The sequence below is a fragment of the Mesorhizobium sp. WSM3879 genome, assembly GCF_002294915.1.
GTDB lineage: Bacteria > Pseudomonadota > Alphaproteobacteria > Rhizobiales > Rhizobiaceae > Mesorhizobium.
In genome coordinates this window covers 137,556-157,018 of record NZ_NSFZ01000001.1, presented here as the reverse complement: position 1 = coordinate 157,018, position 19,463 = coordinate 137,556, and the positions used below count along the sequence as shown (strand labels likewise).

Below are 19,463 nucleotides of genomic sequence, written 5' to 3'. Positions count from 1 at the left end.
GAACTACTGTCCCAGCCGTTCGAGCAGGACGGGCACATGCACCTGGTCGGATTTGTAGTTGCCGGTCAGCATGTACATCATGATGTTGACGCCGGCGCGCAGCGCGTAGACGCGCTGCATCGGATCCGGCGGCACGGTCGGCAGCATCGGATCGCCGTTCTCGTCGACGGCCCAGGCGCCGGCGAAATCATTACCGGTGATCATGATCGGGGAGACGCCGTCGCCGGTGCGCACGGGACGGTTCTCGGTATTGCTGGCATCGAGCGAGGCTTCGACCCAGAGCGGACTGCCGTTGAAGCGGCCGGGAAACTCGGGAAGGATGAAGAAGGACTTCGTCAGCACATGGTCCGAGGGCACCGGCTCCAGCGGCGGCACGTTCAGATTGCCGAGAATATCGCGCAGCCGCTCGGTGGCCGGGCTTGCCGAGCCGGCGCCGATGCCGTTGGAGAACTGGTCGCGCGTGTCGAAGAGAACCGTGCCGCCCTGCTGCATATAGGCGTCGATGCGGGCGATCGCGGCTTCGCTGGGCATCGGCGCGGTAGCGTCGATTGGCCAGTAGATCAGCGGATAGAAGGTCAGTTCATCCTTGGAGATGTCGACACCCGCCGGCGGGCCGGGTTCCAGCGCGGTCTTCTCGATGAGGAAGCGGGTGAGGCCCTCAAGGCCGGCGCGGCTGATTGAATCGACGCCGGGCTCGCCGGTGATGACATAGGCGATGCGAGTTTTCGAAATGTCCTCGATGGCCTGGGCATCGCCCGGCTTCGAATCATCGGCGCGGGCAAAGTCGGCGTGGCCGAAGAGCCCGCCGAACACGATCAGCAGGGCAGCGGCGGTCGCCGCGGCGCGGCGCGGCCGGCGCGAGAACAGCCCACCCATCCAGAACACGGCAAGCGTGTCGAGCACCATCAGCAAGAGGGCCAATGTGACCAGCGGGCCTTTCAGGTTCTCCGATTCGTCGAAGGCGTAAGGGATGGCCGTCACCGGCAGCGAGACCTGTGGCCGAGCAAGCGGCGTGAATGTGCTCGAGGCGTTGAGCAGGTTATGCGCGAAAACGCCGGTTTCCGAACCGTAGAGGCCGGGCGGGTTTTCCAGCGTCACTGGAAGCGGGCCGGCGGCGGGCACGAGCGGCCGCGCATCGGGTGTCGGCGGCACCAGCGCGCCGTCGGCGCCGATCATGCGATAGGGCGCCAGCGATGCTGCGGCCGCCTCGGCATTGGCGACCGCGGCGCCCTGGTTGCGCGACAATTGCACTATGCGTCTCAGCATCTCGACGAAGCTGCCGGAGATCGGCAGGTTCGACCAGGTCGCCTCCGGTGTCACGTGGAAGAGTACCAGCGTTCCCTTGTCCTTCTTCATGCCCGTGACCAGCGGCGTGCCGTCGGCAAGCGTCGCCCAGGTGCGCTCGACGATGTCGGGCGTCGGCTCGGCCAGCACCTGCCGGCTGACCGTCACCTCCGTCGGCGGCGCGAGGTCGGCGAACGGGCCGTTCTTCGGGAATTCGGTGACCGGTTGCGGCGTCGTCCACGAAAGCGCGCCGCCCAGCGCGCGCTCGCCGCTGCGCAGCCGGACCGGCAAGAGATCATCGTCGTTGCCGGCGGCAGCCAGCCTTGAACCGGCAAAACGCACCAGCGTGCCGCCATTGTTCACCCAGTCGACCAGCCGTTGCCGGACCTGCGCAGGGATGGTGCCGACATCGGCCATGATGATCATCGCCGGCTTCTGGTCGAGAAGCTGCGGAATGGCATCGGCCAGATCGGCGCTCGACGGCTCCACCAGATCGGCGAAAGGCTGCAGGGCGCGGCGAATGTAATAGAGCGGCGACAGCAGCGGCTGCGCCTGGTCTGCCTCGGCCTGCGAAAGCAGACCGACGCGGCGGCGCTTGGAGCTCTCGTCCAGCACGCGAACGGCACCGGCCTGGTGCTCGCCATCGAGTGCTATCGAGGCGAAGTCGTTGCGCAATTCGAACGGCACCTTCATCGTTCCGGTGGCGGTGGCCTGACCCGGCGCGAAGGTCAGAGTCGCGTCGGCGATGCGGCGGCCCTTGTCGTCGAAGGCGCCCGCGGTGACCTGCGCCGGCGCCGGGTCGCCCGGCGCGCGGATGGCGGTCAGCGTGAAGCCGTCGACCTGATTGTCGGCGCCGGTCAGGCCGGTGAGCGAAAGCCGGTCCGAGGTGACCCAGACCAGCCTCGCGGCATTCTTTTCCAGGAGCGTCTTGAACGCCGCTTCGTCGCCGGTGGCGGCAAGGCCATCGGCAAGCACGGCAACGCTCGCGCCGGGCAGGCGCTCCAAAGTGGCTGCGACGCGGGCATAGACGGCGGGGCGGTCGGTCGGGATCGGGCGCGGCTTTGCCGCGCGCAGGCGGTCGAGCGCGGCCGATGCATCGAAGGGGCCGATCTCGGCATTCGGCTTCTCGGCGGTAAAGGCGATGACGACCGGCACGCCGTTCGAGCCGGCGTCGGCAATCAGCCGCTCGGCGGTGGCGACGCGCTTGCCCCAGTCGACGGCGCTTGCCCAGTCATTGTCGACGACCAGCGCGAGAGCCGAGCCCTCAGCCGGCAGCTTTTCGCGCGGATTGAAGATCGGCTCGGCGAGCGCCGTGACGACAAGGGCGGCCATCAGCAGGCGGAGCAGCGTCAGCCACCAGGGGCTTTGATGCGGCGTCTCTTCGCGCCTCAGGACGCGGGCGAGGATCCTCAGCGGCGGAAAGACCTCAGTCCGCGGCCTGGGCGGCGTCAGCCTCAGCAGGTACCAGATCACCGGCAGGGCCAGCAGCCCCCACAGCACCATCGGCGCGCCGAAGGAAAGCGGCAGCCAACTCATGCGACCGCCTTTCCGGCATCACCGCCAGCGGTCAGCCCTGCATGACCGCCACCGGCGGTCAGCCCGGCATGACCCGAGGTCAGACCCGGACGGCTGCTGTCGGCGGTCATCGCCATGTGGACGCGCACGAGCGCCTCGGAGGCGAGGCGGTCGGTATGATTGACGGTAAAGCTCCAGCCGAGGCGCTTGCACCAGCCGGCGAGTTCCTGGCGGCGAGCGATATAGAGCAGGCGGTATTCGTCTTTGAGCGTTTCGGCGCGGCCGGCGGTCAGCTTGTCGCCGGTCTCGGGATCGGTGAATTCGGTGCGGCCGGCATAGGGGAAGGTCTCCTCGGCCGGGTCGGCGACCTCGATCAGATGCGCGCGCACGCCGTGACGGGCGAGCACGTCGAGCCAGGCCATGGTCTCCTCGACCGGATCGAGAAAGTCGCTGACGATGACGATGTCGCAGAAGCGGCGGATGGTGGAGAGATCGGGCTTCGCCGCCAGGTTGCCGGCATGGCTGAGCTGGGCCGCGATGCGTTCGGCGCCGTTGCGGGCGGTGAACGGGTCGGTGAGGCCCGGCCAGGCGATGCGCTCGCCGCTGCGCGACAGGAGCTCGGCCAACGCAAGCGCCAGCACCAGAGCGCGCGATTCCTTGGAAACGCCGGCTCCCGAGGATTTGTAGAGCATGGACGGGGAGGGGTCCGACCAGAGCCAGACGGTATGGGCCGCCTCCCACTCGCGGTCGCGCACATAGGTGTGGTCGTCGCGGGCCGAGCGGCGCCAGTCGATGCGCGAGGCATCGCCTTCGACATAGGGGCGGAACTGCCAGAAATTCTCGCCGATGCCGCGCTTGCGGCGGCCATGCCAGCCGGCGATCACCGTGTTGACGATGCGGCGCGCCTCGACCAGCAGATCCGGCACCAGAGAGGCCCGCAACCGGCCACGGGCGAGCGCGTCGCGCGTCGCAACCGGTGCCTGGACCTCGCCTATTCGACCCATCAGATGCCTTTTGCCAGTTTCGCCACCACGTCGCGCACGGATGTGCCTTCCGCGCGGGCGGCGAAGGTCAGCGCCATGCGATGCTGCAGCACCGGTTCGGCGAGGGCACGGATGTCGTCGACCGACGGCGCCAGCCTGCCATCATATAGGGCGCGTGCTCGGGCGCACAGGGTCAGCGCCTGGCTGGCGCGCGGACCAGGACCCCAGGCGACATGCTTGTCGGTGTCGGCAATCCCCTGACCGGGACGAGCCGAGCGCACCAGCTTGAGGATCGCTTCGACGACGCTTTCAGGCACCGGCATGCGGCGGATCAGCGTCTGAATTTCCTTCAGCCTGGCTGGCTGCAGCACATTGTCGGCCTTGGCCTCCTCGACGCCGGTGGTTTCGAGCAGGATGCGGCGTTCGGCCTCGATCTCCGGATAGAGGATGTCGACCTGCATCAGGAAACGATCGAGCTGCGCTTCCGGCAGCGGATAGGTGCCTTCCTGCTCCAGCGGGTTCTGCGTCGCCAGCACGTGGAAGGGCGAGGGCAGGTCGTGGCGAACGCCGGCAATGGTGACGTGATATTCCTGCATCGCCTGCAGCAGCGCCGACTGGGTGCGCGGCGAGGCACGGTTGATCTCGTCGGCCATCAAAAGCTGCGAAAAGATAGGCCCGCGGAGGAAGCGGAAGGATCGTTTGCCAAGCTCATCCTGCTCCATGACTTCGGAGCCGAGGATGTCGGACGGCATCAGGTCGGGCGTGAACTGGATGCGGCGTGAGTCGAGGCCGAGCACGATGCCCAGTGTCTCGACCAGCTTGGTCTTGGCGAGGCCTGGCACGCCGACGAGGAGCGCATGCCCGCCCGCAAGCAGCGCAACCAGCGTGCGCTCGACAACGGCTTCCTGGCCGAAGATCACGCGGCCTACGGCGTCGCGGACCTTGGAGATGTCAGACAGCGCCTTCTCGGCCTGCTCGATCATCGCCTTGTCGCTCAACGGGCTTTCCTTGATCATCACGCTCATGCCGTTCGATCCTTGTGGTTGGAAATACCGGCTTGCATTCTCGATTCGCAGAATGCCGCGATTCGGCCTCGCCCGGCGCCTGCGATTGAACTTAAATCACAGGCTTGGGCTGACAAGGCTGACAATCCGGACAACAGTGACTATTTCGTGACCATGACGCATCGCACAGAATCCGGTGAAAAGGGCCTGACCAGCGCCACCGAGGCGCGCGGGCTGGAGGCGCTGATCTCGCGCGCGGCGCGCACCGGCAAGGGGCCGGCTCCGGTGGAGCGCTGGAATCCGGACTTCTGCGGCGACCTCGATATGGAGATCAGGGCCGACGGCACCTGGTTCTACCTCGGCACGCCGATCGGGCGCATGCCGCTGGTGCAGCTCTTTTCCAGCGTGTTGCGCAAGGACGCCGACGGCAAGACCTATCTGGTGACGCCGGTGGAGCGCGTCGGCATCCGCGTCGCCGACGCGCCCTTCATCGCCGTCGAGATGAACGTGTCCGGGACCGGCTACGGCCAGGTCATCACGTTCCGCACCAATGTCGGGGACGTGGTCACCGCCGGGCCCGGCCATCCGCTGCGCTTCGTCGACGAGGACGCCACCGGCGGGCTCAAGCCCTATGTGCTGGTGCGCGGGCGGCTGGAAGCCTTGGTGGCGCGGCCGGTGATGTACGAATTGGTCGAGCATGGAGAGGTGATCGACGTCGGCGGCAGGACAATGTTCGCCGTCCGCTCCGGCGGCGAAGTCTATCCGATCATGCCGGCCGAAAAGCTCGACCGGCTAAGCGCGTGATGGACCAGGTGGCTCCGGTGCCGTTCTCGATCGCGGATTTTCGCGCCCGCGCAGCGGCGCAGGCCGAGGTCCAATCCGGCGACGAGTTCGGCGACCACCGCTTCAATCCAGGGCATCCCAGGCTGAAGCACATAAAACCGCTGCGCGACGCAGCGGTGCTGATCCCGGTCATCGATCACGCCGACGGCGCCACGGTGCTGCTCACCAAGCGGGCGGAGAAGCTGCGCAGCCATTCCGGCCAGGTCGCCTTTCCCGGCGGCACCATCGATCCGACCGATCCCACCCCTGAGGCCACAGCGCTGCGGGAGACATTCGAGGAGATCGGCCTCGACCGCGATCACATCGAAATTGTCGGCCGCATGCCCGATTATGTATCCGGCAGCGGCTACCGCATCGTGCCGGTGCTTTCGGTGGTGCGGCCAGGCTTTTCGCTGATGCTCAACGCCGACGAGGTCGACGCCGCCTTCGAGGTGCCGCTGCGCTTCCTGATGGACCCTGTCAACCACGCGCGCGACAGCCGCATGTGGAACGGCCTCGAATGGTTCTTCTACGAGATGCCCTATGACGGCCAGCGGATCTGGGGCGTCACCGCCGGCATCATCCGCACACTCTATGAAAGGCTCTATGCGTGAGCGCTGAGGTGTCTCTCTCGGGCAGGGCCGATTGGCTGGGCGAAAAGCATCTGCAGAAGCTGCTTGCCGCGCTGAAGGAGGGCGGCGAGGAGGCGCGGGTGGCCGGTGGAGCGGTGCGTAATGCACTGATCGGCCAGCCGGTCGCCGACATTGACATTGCCACCACGACGGTGCCCGAGGACACGATCCGCCGCGCCCAGGCCGCCGGCTTCAAAACCGTGCCGACAGGGATCGAGCACGGCACCGTCACGGCAATCGCCGGCGGCAAGGCCTATGAGGTCACGACGCTCAGGGCCGACATCGAGACCGACGGTCGGCGGGCGAAAGTCATCTTCGGGCGCGACTGGAAAGCCGACGCCGCGCGGCGCGACTTCACCATCAATGCGCTTTATGCCGAAGCCGACGGCGCCATCGTCGACCTTGTCGGCGGCGTCGCCGATATCGAGGCGCGGCGGCTGCGCTTCATCGGCGATCCGGAAGCGCGCATCCGCGAGGATTATCTGCGTATCCTGCGCTTCTTCCGCTTCTTCGCCTGGTATGGCGATGGCCGGCCCGACGCCGAGGGCTTGAAGGCCTGCGCCAGGCTGAAGGACGGGCTCGGCAGGCTTTCGGCCGAACGCGTGTGGTCCGAACTGAAGAAGCTGCTTTCGGCGCCCGACCCCTCGCGCGCCCTGCTGTGGATGCGTCAGGCCGGCGTCCTCACCGCCGTGCTGCCGGAGAGCGAGAAATGGGGCATCGACGCCATCCACGGGCTGGCCAGGACCGAAAAGGATCTCGGCTGGGATGCCGATCCGCTGCTCAGGCTGGAGGCCGTCGTTCCGCCGGATGCCGCGCGCATGAAGACGCTTGCCGAAAGGCTCAGATTTTCAACCGCCGAGGGGGAGCGCCTGCGACACTGGGCACTGACGGTTCCGCCTGAACCCAAGACGACCGAGACGGAATTGTCGAAGAAGCTCTATTTCGGCGACCGCGAAGGCTTCGTCGATCGCCTGCGGCTCGCGCTCGCCGCCGCGCGGACACGGGCCATCGAGGACGATCGGGCGATGATGGAAGCCGGCAGTTTCTCGCGCCTGCTCGGCTTCGCCTTGAAATGGCAAAAGCCGAGCTTTCCGATAAAGGGGGCCGACCTGACCGAACTCGGCGCCGCGCCCGGCCCGAAGCTTGGCGCCACGCTGAAGAATCTCGAAAGGGAATGGGTGGATTCAGCATTCGCCATGGATCGCGGCGCGCTGCTCAAACGCGCCGCGCAGGCACTCGAGGCTTAGATGAGTCCTACATCGTGGCGCCGCTCAGCGTATCGCGACCGGGGCCAGGGCGCGCGAAAGGCTTGCCTCGCCCTTGCCGTAGACTGAGGGGTTGTAGTTGACCAGCGTGTCGGTGCGAGCCGTGTTGAGCAGGTCGTTGGTGATCTGAACCGGGGTCGCCTTGGTGAATTTGCTGCCGATGATTGCGGCATATCCGGAGACGATAGGCGCGGCGAACGACGTGCCGTAAAGGCCGGTCTTGTCGCCTTCGACGCCGACCACCAGGAAATGGCTCTGCACGGTCGGGTCGGAGCCGGCGTAATTGGAATACCAGGCAAGCTGAGCCTTGTTTGACGCCGTGCCGTTTGTGGACAGCGCGCCAACAAAGATCGCCGTCGGTTTGCCGATCAGAGCGAGATCGAGATAATCCTGCTGTCCGCTGGTGACGCCGCCGACCGCAACCGAATCGTTGCCAGCCGCTTTCGAGACGATGGCCGATCCCTTGCTGGCGTAGGAGATGATCGATTGCTCCTCCGGGGCCCAGCGGATCTGGTTCACGCTGTAACCCGCGTTCGCGTACATGCCGTAGCTGAGGTTGAGGACGTTGCGGCCACTTGCCAGCGGGACGGCCGAACCCGTCGAGAAGTCCTTGGAGCGGATGGTCGCCGCAGGAGCGATCATGCTTGCTTCCTCGCGCGTCCACTCTCCGTGCCGCTGATATTGCGTGCCGAGGCCGAAATTGCCGGAGAAGCGCGATGAGCTGCTGAAGTCGTCGATGATGGTGATGGTGACGCCCTTGCCCTTGTAGCCAGCCGCCCACGCGGCGCCGACATCGGGGCTCATCCAGCTCTGCACCGCTTGTGTCGTGCGCGCAACCGGTATCTTTGCGCTTACGCATATGGACCCGCCGCCGTGGCACAGCGCGGCCGCCTGGTCCGCGTCGAGAGCTTCCTGCGCCGACGCGATGGATGCCGGCAGAATGGTCAGTGCCGCGGCAATGCCGAGCTTCCAGAAATTACCAGACATGGTCTTACTCCCGGTCAAAGCAGGAACGAGGACGGACGCTCGCGAAGTTCGGGAGCAGGAAGATTTCTCATGCGCGGCATCCCGGCGATCAGAAAGTAACACGGTAGTTGAGCCACAGGCGCAGCCTTTCGGGGGTAGCGTTAACCAGATATTTCAGCGTGTCCTCAGGCGCCGTCTCCCCGGCCGCAAGCCGGCAGTTGACGCTGTAGGTGCCCAGATCCCCATAGTCGGCCACGCAGGGCTTTTCGCTCAGGTTGCCGCCGAAGGTCGAGGTAACGGAAAGGGAGAGAGTGCTGTTGAGGCTCGGATGGGTCTGGGTGAGAAAACCGAGCTTGAGGCTCGGCGCGATGCGGTACTTCTCGGCTTGTTCCCCGGTTCCCACTCCCCACAGAAAGCCGCTGTCTTCGGTAAGTTGCGTGATGAAGTCGACGTGCATGTCGACCCAATCGCTGTGGTACCAACGATTGAACGAGACCCAGCTCCCGTCCTGCAGCTCATAGCCGCCATTGCCGAGAGCTCTGGCGCGGTCGCTGAGCCATGACCCCTGGTGGATGTTCACGAGGGACGTGGTCATTTCCTGGGCCATCGACGGCGAGGCGCCAACGACTAGGCACAGCAACAGTGCGGCTGCGCCGAAACCGTCTCGTTTGTTGGATCTTTCGCGCATGCGCGAAGCACCTCGCCCCACCGGATCCAGACGCGCCTTGTGGCGGACGGCTCCTCGAGCAGCCGCGGTCGCCGGATCATGCGCGACGATCGCATGGAGACCGTTACCGCGGGGTTATCCAAGCCGGTACGAATATAAGTTTTTGCTTGAATTCGGCGAAGCCAGGCCGTTGCCAGCGATCAGACGCAAACGAAGCGAGATGCGCCGGATGCTGCATCCAACTCGCCGGCTTTGCCAATGGTCGTCCGAAAACGGTGACCCGATGCCTCAGGCCGCGTCGCGGACCTTTTGGATGCGCGAGCGGATCGCCTCGATCATGGTCTCGCGGATGGTGGTTTCGCCATGGGTTTCACGCATGTGCTCGACGGCGCGGCGCATGACCTCGGCTTCCTCCTCGGCGCGCGTGTGCCAATCGCAGCCCGGGACGAGTGTCCCGCATTGGAACTCCTTCATGGTTTTTCCTTTCCTAGGTCCGGAGCCCTGATTCCGCTCCTTGTTGTCATGCAATTCCGCATGGAAGCCGCATCGCATTTTCCTGAAATTGCCCCGGTGGAAAACCATAACACATGTCGCCGGCTTCGGTTGCATTGGAGCCGGTGGCGAATTGTTTTTTCACGGTCTCCGCGCGAAATCAAAGGCGGAGCATTGCTGCTCCGCCCGTTGCCACCTGGTTTCCGTCAAACGATGAACCGCTCTGTCTTTTTGTTTTGACGCAATTCCGGCGGAAACCGCTTCAACTGTTCTGCAATTGGAGGCCGTCACTTCATGATCTTGACAGCCTCGGCAATCTTGTTCTTGCCGCTCATATCCCAGGAAACGCGAACCTTCTCGCCCGGCTTTATGCCCGGATCCTTGAAGGCCTTGGACAGCGTGAAGGTCGATCCGTTGTCCAGAACAAGGCTCATGGCCGTTCCATCAAAGCTCTTCACTGTTCCCGTGGTGTGCTTGACCGCGGCGAACGCGGCGCCACCGGAGGCGAGAAAGGCGGCGGTTGCCGCCGTCACAATAAGCTTGCGCATAGGATGTTCTCCTGGGATGCGGGCACCATTGGGAAGGCACTCCGCTCGATCAGGGCCGTCCGGACGCGTCGGGTCGCGGCTCGTAGCAGTGACGAGCCGCCGGCGCTTCCCGACCCGGCACGTTAAATAGATCAATTTTTTCAAAAGGATATTAGACGAAAAAGAAATCGCCCCTGCCACATTGCCGGTCAAAATTCGGCGAATGAGACAGCAATGCGGCTGGCCTTCCACTCACCGGATTTTTACGGCCACTTTACCTCGGGCGGCAGGCTGGAGAGGATCGAGGCGACATTGCCGCCGGTTTTCAGGCCGAAGATGGTGCCGCGATCGTGAAGCAAGTTGAATTCGACGTAACGGCCGCGCCGGACGAGTTGTTCCTCGCGGTCGCCGTCGGTCCAGTTCTGGTTGAAATTGCCACGCACCAAATGGGAATAGACGACGAGGAAAGAGCGGCCGACATCCTGGACGAAATTGAAATCGGCGTCCCAGCCGCCCTTGCCCTCATCGGAATGCAGCCAGTCGAAAAAGATGCCGCCGACTCCGCGCGCCTCGTTGCGATGCGGCAGGAAGAAGTACTCGTCGCACCACGCCTTGAATTTCGGATAGTCGGCCACCCCGGCGTTCTTCTCGCAGGCGAACTGCATGGCGCGGTGGAAGGCGATCGTGTCGGGATCGTCCTGGGTACGGCGGCGGTCGAGCACCGGCGTCAGGTCGGCGCCGCCGCCAAACCAGTGGCGGGTGGTCACGACCATGCGTGTGTTCATATGCACGGCCGGAACGTTGGGGTTCCAGGGGTGCGCGATCAGCGAAACGCCGCTCGCCCAGAAGCGCGGATCCTCGTCGGCGCCCGGGATCTGCTTGCGGAATTCGGGACAGAATTCGCCGTGGACGGTCGAGGTATGCACGCCGACCTTCTCGAAGACGCGGCCGCGCATCATCGACATGGTGCCGCCGCCACCTTTGCCGCCGTCGCGCTCCCACGGCGTCTGATCGAAATGCCCGGGCGACCATGCCGATTGCGGTCCAGTGAGTTCCTGCTCGATCTGCTCGAAGGCGGCGCAGATGCGCTCGCGCAGCGCTTCGAACCAGAGGCGGGCCTTCATCTTCTTCTGCTCGATGTCGTCAGGCAGGCCCACCGCAATGTCGGGTCGTTCCAATTCCGTCTCCAGTCCAGGCTGCTTGCCCGACAAATGACTCGTTTTTTCTGCGCGCGATCCCTAATCTCTTAAGGGCAAGGGTCAAGTCCTGTCTGACCAAGGTGCAAGGAGTTTGCTCGTGCGCACCCCGGCAAGACCGCCGCTGGATGGCTTGAAGAAGAGGCTGGAGCGCTCACGCGCCGAGCGCGAAAGAGAGCCGCGCGACGGATTTTTGCGCGAGACTTTCGTGCTGCCGCGGCCGGCCGCGCGCCTCAAGGCCAAGGAATGGTTCGAGCGCTTTCCCAAGCAGGCCTATTGGACCGAGATCGAAAGCTGGTTCGAGCGCCCGGGCGACGTCATCGAATTCACCATGCGACGGCTGCCGGCGGCAGATTGAAAAATCCTCAGGGCACCAGTAGCCGTCTCGCTCCAGTTCCCTCTCTGGCCAGTCGGTCCTCCTTGTTCCGAAGCGGGCATTTGTCGATCGACATGCAACCGCAGCCGATGCAGTCGGTCAGGCCGTCGCGCAGCTTCTTCAATTGGGCGATCTTATGATCGAGGCCGTCGCGCCAAGCCGTTGAAAGCAGATTCCAATCCTCGCGCGTGGGCGTGCGGCCCTCGGGCAGGGAGTGGAATGCCGCGCCGATTTCGGCGAGCGAGATGCCGACCTCCTGGGCGACGCGGATGATCGCCACCCGTCGCAGCACGTCGCGGCCGTAGCGCCGTTGGTTGCCCGCGGTGCGATGGCTGCGGATCAGCCCGCGCGCTTCGTAAAAATGGAGCGCCGAGACCGCGACGCCACTGCGCATCGCCACCTGACCGACCGTCAATTCCTTCACCGGAGCCATCTCGCACTTTCCGCTTGACCTCAAGTTAGGTTGAGCTTGTAGCGAGGAAAGCCTGACAAGGCAAATTGAGGAGAAGGCGATGTGCGCCTGGGTGAGACTGACGCCGCAAGTGGGAGGCGTTCGCGACGACGAGCAGGGCTTGAGCAGCCTATCCGAGCTGGCGGAGCGCTTCGCCCGCGACCATCGCGACGGACAGCGCGACATTGATGCTGCGGGCGCCCGGCCGCATCGGAATGGTCAGTCGCGCATCCGCCGCCTGATGAACCTCTTCCGGCGCGCCGGCGGATTCGCGGCCGAACAGAAGGACGTCGCCGGCGGCGAAAGCAAACTGCGTGTAGGCGGTCTCGGCCTTGGTGGTGAGCAGCACAAGGCGGCGCGCGTTCGTTCGGCGCCATTCCTCGAAGGCGTGCCAGTCGGCATGGCGGGTAAGCGCCGCCATTTCGAGATAGTCCATGCCGGCGCGTTTCAGCGCCCGATCGGAGAGCGGGAAACCGGCCGGCTCGATGATGTCGACGCCAAGATCAAGGCAGGCGGCGAAGCGCAGGATCGTCCCGGTATTGCCGGCGATATCCGGTTGGTAGAGCCCGATGCGGAGACGGTCGTTCATTTCCGCATCCTTCTAATAAGTGGCAGAACGGCCACAGGCGGCTCCGGCTTTTGGCGATTTCTAGACTGGCGGGTGGCCATTTTCTGCGAAGTCGAGTATACGCCCATCATCGTCAACCCGAACCGAAGGAGAGGGACCACATGATGACCATGCACTTCCAGCCCTTCTCCGGGCAGCTCCTCTTTGGGGCCCACGTATGCCCAACGGCGGTTTCGGTACGACGATTCTTCTGACACTTTAAGACCTCATCGCACCGATTCCCGCCGAACCCAGTTTTCGGCCTTCGAAGGAATCTTGCGATGTTTCTCAAACTGCCAAAGCGGCGCTGCGCCCCACCTGAACGTGTCGACACCGACGCTTGGCGTCATGTCGGGACTGACGCTTGCCGTCATGTCGGGACTGCGTCGCGTCCCTCCGGCCGAATGCCGGAGGTCGAGCTCGCATCACCCTTTTTAACGCATTTGCACATGGAGGACGGACCGATGTTCGATCCCTTTAAGATACCGGGTTCAAGAAGCTTGCATGAGCGCAAGGTGGCGACCTGGGCGCTGCTGATCGGCGAGACTTACTCGTCGGCGGTGCACGCCGAGACGCGCCGGCGTCCGCATCGCGGCATGCTGCCGGACGTCGACTTCTCGCGCGCGGTGCCCGATCCCGGCCGACCCTCGCTGGTGCGCCGGATCATCCGCATGGTCCGGCCCGGCAAAACCAGCGCTGGCGACAGCTTGTCGTCAGGATCCTCTGGCAAGCCTGTCGGCGAAAAGCCCGCGACACCCTATATTGCGCGAAGCAGGGCCGGCGATACGGACAATTCCGTATCGCCGGCCCGCGGCGCCGTGCGGCCGAACGGCCTTACCAATCAACCCCGCGCCGCGTGAGCGCACAGACCGTCGAGTGCCTCGAATGTTCCGCTGGTTTGAGAAGAGGCTCGATCCGTTTCCCGCCGCGGAGCCGGTCGAGCCGCCGAAGACGCTGGTCGCCTTCTGCGTGCATTACACGCGCGGGGCCTGGCCCTATATCCTCGTCGATGCCGTGCTTGTGGCAGCGATAGCCCTTGCCGAAGCGTGGATGTTCGGTTTCATGGGCCGCATCGTCGACTGGCTGTCGGCGCAGAACCGCGAAACCTTCCTTGAGACGGAGCGCTGGAAACTCGCCGGCATGGCCTTCATCGTGCTGTTCGCGCTGCCGGGCACGGTATGGCTGCATTCGCTGCTCAACCAGCAGACGCTGATGGGCAATTATCCCATGCGCATCCGCTGGCAGGTGCATCGCTACCTGCTCAAGCAGTCGATGGCCTTCTACCAGGACGAGTTTGCCGGCCGTATCGCCACCAAGCTGATGCAGACCGCTCTTGCCGTGCGCGAATGCGTCATCAAGCTGATCGATGTCCTAAACTATGTCGTCGTCTACTTCCTCAGCATGCTGTTCATCGTCGGCTCGGCAGACTTGCGACTGGCTGTGCCCTTGGGTGTATGGCTGGTCGGCTATATCGGGCTCTTGCGCTTTTTCATCCCGAAGCTCGGCAAGGTCGGCGAGGAGCAGGCCAATGCGCGCTCGACCATGACCGGCCGCGTCGTCGACAGCTACACCAACATCCAGACGGTGAAGCTGTTTTCGCATGCCCGCCGCGAGGCAACTTTCGCCAGGGAGGGCATGGCGAGCTTCCTCGATACGGTCTACCGCTCGATGCGGCTGGTGACGCAGTTATACGGGATGCTCTACATCCTGAATTCGCTGCTTCTGTTTTCCGTGACGGCGATCTCGCTGTGGCTATGGCTGGGCGAGGCGGTGACGATCGGCGCAGTCGCCGTGGTTATCGGCCTGGTGCTCAGGATGTGGGGCATGTCGCAGTGGATCATGTGGGAGATGTCGAGCCTGTTCGAGAATATCGGCACGGTGCAAGACGGCATCCAGTCGATCTCGCTGCCGCGGCTGGTCGAGGACCGCCCGGGCGCCAGCGACATCGCCGTCAGCCAGGGCGAGATCCGTTTCGAGGAGATCCGCTTCCACTACGGCAAGCAGAAGGGCGTCATCGAGAACCTGTCGCTCACTGTGAAACCCGGCGAGAAGGTCGGCATCGTCGGCCGCTCCGGCGCCGGCAAGTCGACGCTGGTCAACCTTTTGCTGCGTTTTTACGACCTGGAAAGCGGCAGGATCCTCATCGATGGCCAGGAGATCGCCGGGGTAACGCAGGATTCGTTGCGCGCGCAGATCGGCATGGTGACGCAGGACACCTCGCTGCTGCATCGGTCGGTGCGGGAGAATATCCTCTACGGGCGCCCTGACGCCACCGACGAGATGCTGATCGAGGCGGCCCGGCGGGCGGAGGCGCTCGATTTCATCGGCGCGCTTTCGGACCATAACGGTCGCAAGGGATTCGATGCACATGTCGGCGACCGCGGCGTCAAATTGTCCGGCGGTCAGCGGCAGCGCATCGCCATTGCCCGCGTCATGCTGAAGGACGCACCGATCCTCATCCTCGACGAGGCGACGTCGGCGCTCGATTCGGAAGCCGAGGCGGCGATCCAGGAGAACCTCTACAAACTGATGCAAGGCAAGACCGTGATCGCCATCGCGCATCGGCTGTCGACCATCGCTGCGATGGACAGGCTCGTCGTCATGGACAAGGGGCGCATCATCGAGGAAGGCTCGCACGAAGAGCTTGTCACCAAGGGCGGCCTTTATGCCCAGCTCTGGCAGCGCCAGTCGGGTGGGTTCCTCCTCGATGATGCGCAGGCTGAGTCCGATGCCAAAGGGTCTCACTCCGAGATGGCGGCGGAGTAACGCGATCGCGACTGGCATCAAGGTTACGGCAATTGCGGGGAATCGATCCCGGGCGTAACCACGACCTGTCAGAGGCCTGCCGGGGACCAAATTGGGTGCCGGCGGGGTTCCGGCATCTACGAGAGAAAAATGTTCGACCGCATCTTCACCTGGTTCGAAAGCCACTATTCGCCGGTGGCGCTGGCCGAAGACAGGCAGCCGCCAATGGGACTTTGGCGGTTCTACTGGTATTTCATAAGACAGTTTCGCGCCGCCTATTGGCTGCGCATGATCATCGTTGCCGTCGCGGCAATAGTGGACGCGATGCTGCCGATTTTCGTCGGCCTGATCGTGGGCCTGCTCTCCAACACCAGGCCGGGCGATTTCTTCGCCGCGCATGGGCCGCTGCTCGTCATCATGGCGATCGTCGTGCTGCTGCGTCCGCTGTCCATGGTTATCGACGCGCTCATCCGCAACCACGCCATCGCACCGAACCTCATCGACCTCATCCGCTGGCAAAGCCATTGGCATGTCGTGCGTCAGGACTGGTCATTCTTCCAGAACGACTTCGCCGGCCGCATCGGAACGAAGGTCATGCAAAGCGGCGACTCGGTGGAGATGAGCGTCAATCTCACCGTCGATGCCGTCTGGTACGCGCTGGTCTTCGTCGCGGTCGCCATTGTTGTGCTGGCGCGGCTCGACCCGCTTCTTCTGGCTGTGGTGGCGGCCTGGCTGGTGTTCTATTGCATGATCTTCTGGTTTGCGATGCCGAGGATCACCCAGCGCTCGTCCCAACTGTCGGAGCGGTGGTCGCAGGTGAGCGGCCGCATGGTCGACAGCTACACGAACATCCTGACGCTCAAGACATTCTCGACCGGCGAGCACGAAGACAAATATGTCTCGCAAGCCGTCGTCGAGCACGCCGACACGTTTTACCAGCTGATGCGCGTTTTCACACTGATGTGGTCGGCCCTGTTCGTCCTCAACGCTGCGCTGCTTATCGCCATAAGCTGGCTGGCGCTGGCCGGCTGGAACGCCGGCGCCATGACCACGGCGGCCGTGGCGACGGCGATACCGTTCGCGCTGCAGATCGCCAACATTTCCGGCAGGATCCTCGATGTCGGCGCCAACGTCTTCCGGCAGATCGGCGTCGCCAGCAATTCGATGACGACGATCGCGCGCCCCATCACAATGCAGGACCAGCCGGACGCGCCGGCCCTCGTGGTCAAAGCCGGCGGCATCGAGTTCGAGCAGGTGAACTTCAACTATTGGCGCAAGGACGGCAAAGGCGGCGTCATCGACAATCTGTCGCTGAAGATCGCGCCGGGCGAGCGGGTCGGCCTGATCGGCCGTTCCGGGGCCGGCAAGTCGACATTGGTCAATCTCGTGCTGCGGCTGTTCGACGTGCAGGACGGCAAGGTGCTGATCGACGGACAAGACATCCGCAACGTCTCGCAGGAAAGCGTTCGCGCGGCGATCGGCTTCGTCAATCAGGATACGTCGCTCTTGCATCGATCGGTTCGCGAGAACCTCAAATATGGACGACAGTCCGCCAGCGATGAGGCGATGTTCAGCGCCGCCAAGGCCGCGCAGATCGACGATGTGATCGCGGGGCTGACCGATCCGCATGGGCAAAGCGGCTATGAGGCGCTCGTCGGCGAGCGCGGCGTGAAGCTGTCCGGCGGCCAGCGGCAACGCATCGCCATTGCCCGCGTTATGCTGAAGGACGCGCCGATCCTCATTCTCGACGAAGCTACGTCTGCGCTCGATTCCGAGGTGGAGGCCGCCATCCAGGAGAACCTCTACAAGCTCATGCAGGGCAAGACGGTCATCGCCATCGCCCACCGCCTGTCGACCATCGCGGCAATGGATCGGCTCGTCGTCATGGACAAGGGCCGCATCGTCGAGGACGGCTCGCATGAGGCGTTGATCGCCAAGGGCGGGCTCTATGCCCAGCTCTGGCGGCGCCAGTCGGGCGGCTTCCTGCTCGAGGAAAAGCAGGCGGCCGACGATCTGCCGACGAAAGGTGAAGCCGCGGAATGATGAAGGCCGTCTATCGCTGGTTCGAAAGCTGGGTCTACCCGTTCCGCGAGCCGACGAACCTTCGTCCACCTGCCAGCGTCGGCGGCTTCCTCTGGCACTATGTCGGGCAAGCGAAGCTCGCCTTCTTCGCCATGCTGATCATCGGCGGCATCGCGCCGCTGGTCGAGGCCGGGCTGTTCTATTTCGTCGGACGGCTGGTCGATATCCTCGACCAGCTTCCCGGCGAACGCAGCTGGCACGCGCTGTGGGGGGCCGCCGGGCCAGAGCTGCTGTTCATGGGCGCGGTGGTGCTGATCATCCGCACGCTGGTGGTCGGCCTTTCGGCGCTGGTCGACGAGCAGACGATCACGCCGGGCTTCTACAGCCTGGTGCGCTGGCAGGCGCATCGGCATGTCTCGCGCCAGTCCTACGCTTTCTTCCAAAACGACTTCGCCGGGCGTATCGCCACGAAGGTCTGGCAGGCGGGGCAGGCCACTGGCGACCTCATGGAAAGCTTCATCGAGGTCGTCTGGTTCATGATCGTCTACACGGTGACGACGCTGGCGCTGGTCGCCGGCCTCGACCTCAGGCTGGCGGCGCTGGTGGTGATCTGGATCGTCGCCTTCGGCTGGCTGGCCAGGCTCCATTTGCCGGCAATCCGCAAGCATGCCGAGGCGACCGCCGAGGCCGGCTCGATGATCACCGGCCGCTTCGTCGATTCCTATTCCAATGTGCAGACGCTGAAGCTGTTCGCGGCCGACGGCGACGACCGCTACATCCGCAACGGCTTCGACATCTATCTCGATGCGCTGCGGCCCTTCACGCGGCGGCTGACCGGCGTGCGCGTGGCGCTGACGACGCTTTCCGGCATCATGATCACGGCGATCGCCGCCTTTGCAGTCTATCTGTGGGTGGAAGGCTCGATCACCGTCGGCGCCGTCGCCTTCACGCTCTCGCTTGTGCTGAGGCTCAACATGCTGCTGGGACGGCTGATGATGCAGCTCAACAGTATCCTCAGGAATCTCGGCGTGCTGGAAAATTCCAAGGCGCTGATCTCGCAGTCGCTCGGCCTGACCGACGCCCCGGATGCCAAGGAGCTGGTGGTTGCGGGTGGCCGCATCGACCTCAAGAACGTCACCTTCCACTACGGGAAAGGGGCAGGGGTCCTCGAAGGCATCGACCTCGTCGTGCGTCCAGGCGAGAAGGTCGGGCTGGTCGGTCCGTCCGGCGCCGGCAAGACGACGCTGGCCAATCTCATCCTGCGCCTTTACGATCTCGAGGGCGGCAGGATCCTGATCGACGGCCAGGATATCGCCGGCGTGACGCAGAATTCGCTGCGCGCCAATATCGGCGTGGTCAGCCAGGACACGGCGCTGTTCCACCGCTCGCTGCGCGACAACATCAAGCTCGGCATGCCGGACGCTACCGACGCTGAGGTGATCGCCGCGGCGCGCAAAGCCGAGGCGCATGACTTCATCATGGGGCTGCGCGACAATCGCGAGCGCCTTGGCTACGAAGCTTATGTTGGCGAGCGCGGCGTCAAGCTCTCCGGCGGCCAGCGTCAGCGCGTGGCGATCGCCCGCCTCTTCCTCAAGGATGCGCCGATCCTCATCCTTGACGAGGCGACCTCGGCACTCGATTCGGACATCGAGGCGGCGATCCAGGAAAACCTGGCAAGGCTGATGGAGAACAAGACCGTCATCGCCATCGCCCACCGGCTTTCCACCATCGCAGCGCTCGACCGGCTGGTCGTGCTCGACGGCGGCCGCATCGTCGAAGAAGGCACGCATGATGAGCTGGTGGCGCTGGACGGCCTTTATGCGCGGCTCTGGAAACGGCAGTCCGGCGGCTTCCTCTTCAATGAGGAAAGCGCGCTGGAAGAGACGCGCCCGGCGGAGTAGAAACGCAG

18 protein-coding genes are annotated in these 19,463 nt (G+C 64.4%); 8 read left to right on the top strand and 10 right to left on the bottom strand.

Annotation, left to right across the window (positions count from 1 at the left end):
- Positions 1-3 precede the first annotated feature (3 nt).
- The 3 genes from CK218_RS00830 to CK218_RS00820 are packed head-to-tail and all read right to left on the bottom strand — an operon-like array spanning position 4 to position 4,807.
- Complete coding sequence (locus CK218_RS00830) at positions 4-2,820, bottom strand: DUF4159 domain-containing protein (protein ID WP_095826579.1); 2,817 nt, start codon at positions 2,818-2,820, stop codon at positions 4-6.
- Positions 2,817-3,803 carry a DUF58 domain-containing protein gene (locus CK218_RS00825; protein WP_067326514.1) on the bottom strand — a complete coding sequence of 329 codons (987 nt, stop codon included), beginning with the start codon at positions 3,801-3,803 and terminating at the stop codon, positions 2,817-2,819. Before CK218_RS00825 ends, CK218_RS00830 begins: the two co-directional genes overlap by 4 nt.
- On the bottom strand, positions 3,803-4,807 hold the full coding sequence (locus CK218_RS00820; RefSeq protein ID WP_095801682.1) for a MoxR family ATPase: 1,005 nt from the start codon (positions 4,805-4,807) through the stop codon (positions 3,803-3,805). The genes CK218_RS00825 and CK218_RS00820 overlap by 1 nt, the downstream gene beginning before the upstream one ends.
- 153 nt (positions 4,808-4,960) lie before the next feature.
- Between CK218_RS00820 and CK218_RS00815 the strand changes: the two genes are divergently transcribed.
- From CK218_RS00815 to CK218_RS00805, 3 genes are read left to right on the top strand one after another with little or no spacing between them, the layout of a single operon-like run.
- Positions 4,961-5,590 carry a DUF1285 domain-containing protein gene (locus CK218_RS00815; protein WP_095826846.1) on the top strand — a complete coding sequence of 210 codons (630 nt, stop codon included), beginning with the start codon at positions 4,961-4,963 and terminating at the stop codon, positions 5,588-5,590.
- Positions 5,590-6,222, top strand: coding sequence for a CoA pyrophosphatase (locus CK218_RS00810; RefSeq protein ID WP_095826578.1), 633 nt, complete (start codon positions 5,590-5,592; stop codon positions 6,220-6,222). Before CK218_RS00815 ends, CK218_RS00810 begins: the two co-directional genes overlap by 1 nt.
- The gene (locus CK218_RS00805) at positions 6,219-7,487 is read left to right on the top strand and encodes a CCA tRNA nucleotidyltransferase (RefSeq protein ID WP_095826577.1); all 1,269 of its coding nucleotides are present in this window, start codon (positions 6,219-6,221) and stop codon (positions 7,485-7,487) included. The genes CK218_RS00810 and CK218_RS00805 overlap by 4 nt, the downstream gene beginning before the upstream one ends.
- A 24-nt stretch (positions 7,488-7,511) precedes the next feature.
- Here the strand turns inward: CK218_RS00805 and CK218_RS31015 are convergent, their stop codons facing one another.
- The 5 genes from CK218_RS31015 to hemF form a co-directional block, all read right to left on the bottom strand.
- On the bottom strand, positions 7,512-8,492 hold the full coding sequence (locus tag CK218_RS31015; protein WP_082980442.1) for a S8/S53 family peptidase: 981 nt from the start codon (positions 8,490-8,492) through the stop codon (positions 7,512-7,514).
- Between the two features lie 88 nt (positions 8,493-8,580).
- The gene (locus CK218_RS00795) at positions 8,581-9,159 is read right to left on the bottom strand and encodes a hypothetical protein (protein ID WP_066994307.1); all 579 of its coding nucleotides are present in this window, start codon (positions 9,157-9,159) and stop codon (positions 8,581-8,583) included.
- Positions 9,160-9,426: 267 nt separating this feature from the next.
- The gene (locus tag CK218_RS00790; protein WP_066994310.1) at positions 9,427-9,612 is read right to left on the bottom strand and encodes a DUF1059 domain-containing protein; all 186 of its coding nucleotides are present in this window, start codon (positions 9,610-9,612) and stop codon (positions 9,427-9,429) included.
- 305 nt (positions 9,613-9,917) lie between these two features.
- The gene (locus CK218_RS00785) at positions 9,918-10,178 is read right to left on the bottom strand and encodes a DUF1344 domain-containing protein (protein WP_066994313.1); all 261 of its coding nucleotides are present in this window, start codon (positions 10,176-10,178) and stop codon (positions 9,918-9,920) included.
- A 242-nt stretch (positions 10,179-10,420) separates the two neighbouring features.
- Positions 10,421-11,335: an oxygen-dependent coproporphyrinogen oxidase gene (hemF, locus tag CK218_RS00780; RefSeq protein ID WP_095826845.1), complete on the bottom strand. Its 915-nt coding sequence runs from the start codon at positions 11,333-11,335 to the stop codon at positions 10,421-10,423.
- Between the two features lie 118 nt (positions 11,336-11,453).
- On the opposite strand from hemF, the gene CK218_RS00775 reads away from it, so the two are divergent.
- Positions 11,454-11,711 (top strand): hypothetical protein, encoded by a 258-nt coding sequence (locus tag CK218_RS00775; protein ID WP_066994316.1) that lies wholly within the window; start codon positions 11,454-11,456, stop codon positions 11,709-11,711.
- Positions 11,712-11,718: 7 nt separating this feature from the next.
- Here the strand turns inward: CK218_RS00775 and soxR are convergent, their stop codons facing one another.
- The gene (gene soxR / locus CK218_RS00770; protein WP_067326530.1) at positions 11,719-12,162 is read right to left on the bottom strand and encodes a redox-sensitive transcriptional activator SoxR; all 444 of its coding nucleotides are present in this window, start codon (positions 12,160-12,162) and stop codon (positions 11,719-11,721) included.
- A gap of 148 nt (positions 12,163-12,310) precedes the next feature.
- The gene (locus tag CK218_RS00765) at positions 12,311-12,769 is read right to left on the bottom strand and encodes a tRNA (cytidine(34)-2'-O)-methyltransferase (protein WP_095826576.1); all 459 of its coding nucleotides are present in this window, start codon (positions 12,767-12,769) and stop codon (positions 12,311-12,313) included.
- 482 nt (positions 12,770-13,251) lie between these two features.
- Here CK218_RS00765 and CK218_RS00760 point away from each other — a divergent pair, with 482 nt between their 5' ends.
- The 4 genes from CK218_RS00760 (at position 13,252) to CK218_RS00745 (ending at position 19,455) form a co-directional block, all read left to right on the top strand.
- Positions 13,252-13,647, top strand: a complete 396-nt coding sequence (locus tag CK218_RS00760) for a hypothetical protein (protein ID WP_082980461.1) — start codon at positions 13,252-13,254, stop codon at positions 13,645-13,647.
- Between the two features lie 25 nt (positions 13,648-13,672).
- The gene (locus CK218_RS00755; RefSeq protein ID WP_066994328.1) at positions 13,673-15,553 is read left to right on the top strand and encodes an ABC transporter ATP-binding protein; all 1,881 of its coding nucleotides are present in this window, start codon (positions 13,673-13,675) and stop codon (positions 15,551-15,553) included.
- A 129-nt stretch (positions 15,554-15,682) separates the two neighbouring features.
- The gene (locus CK218_RS00750) at positions 15,683-17,575 is read left to right on the top strand and encodes an ABC transporter ATP-binding protein (protein WP_095777294.1); all 1,893 of its coding nucleotides are present in this window, start codon (positions 15,683-15,685) and stop codon (positions 17,573-17,575) included.
- On the top strand, positions 17,572-19,455 hold the full coding sequence (locus CK218_RS00745; protein ID WP_066994331.1) for an ABC transporter ATP-binding protein: 1,884 nt from the start codon (positions 17,572-17,574) through the stop codon (positions 19,453-19,455). The genes CK218_RS00750 and CK218_RS00745 overlap by 4 nt, the downstream gene beginning before the upstream one ends.
- Positions 19,456-19,463 lie beyond the last annotated feature (8 nt).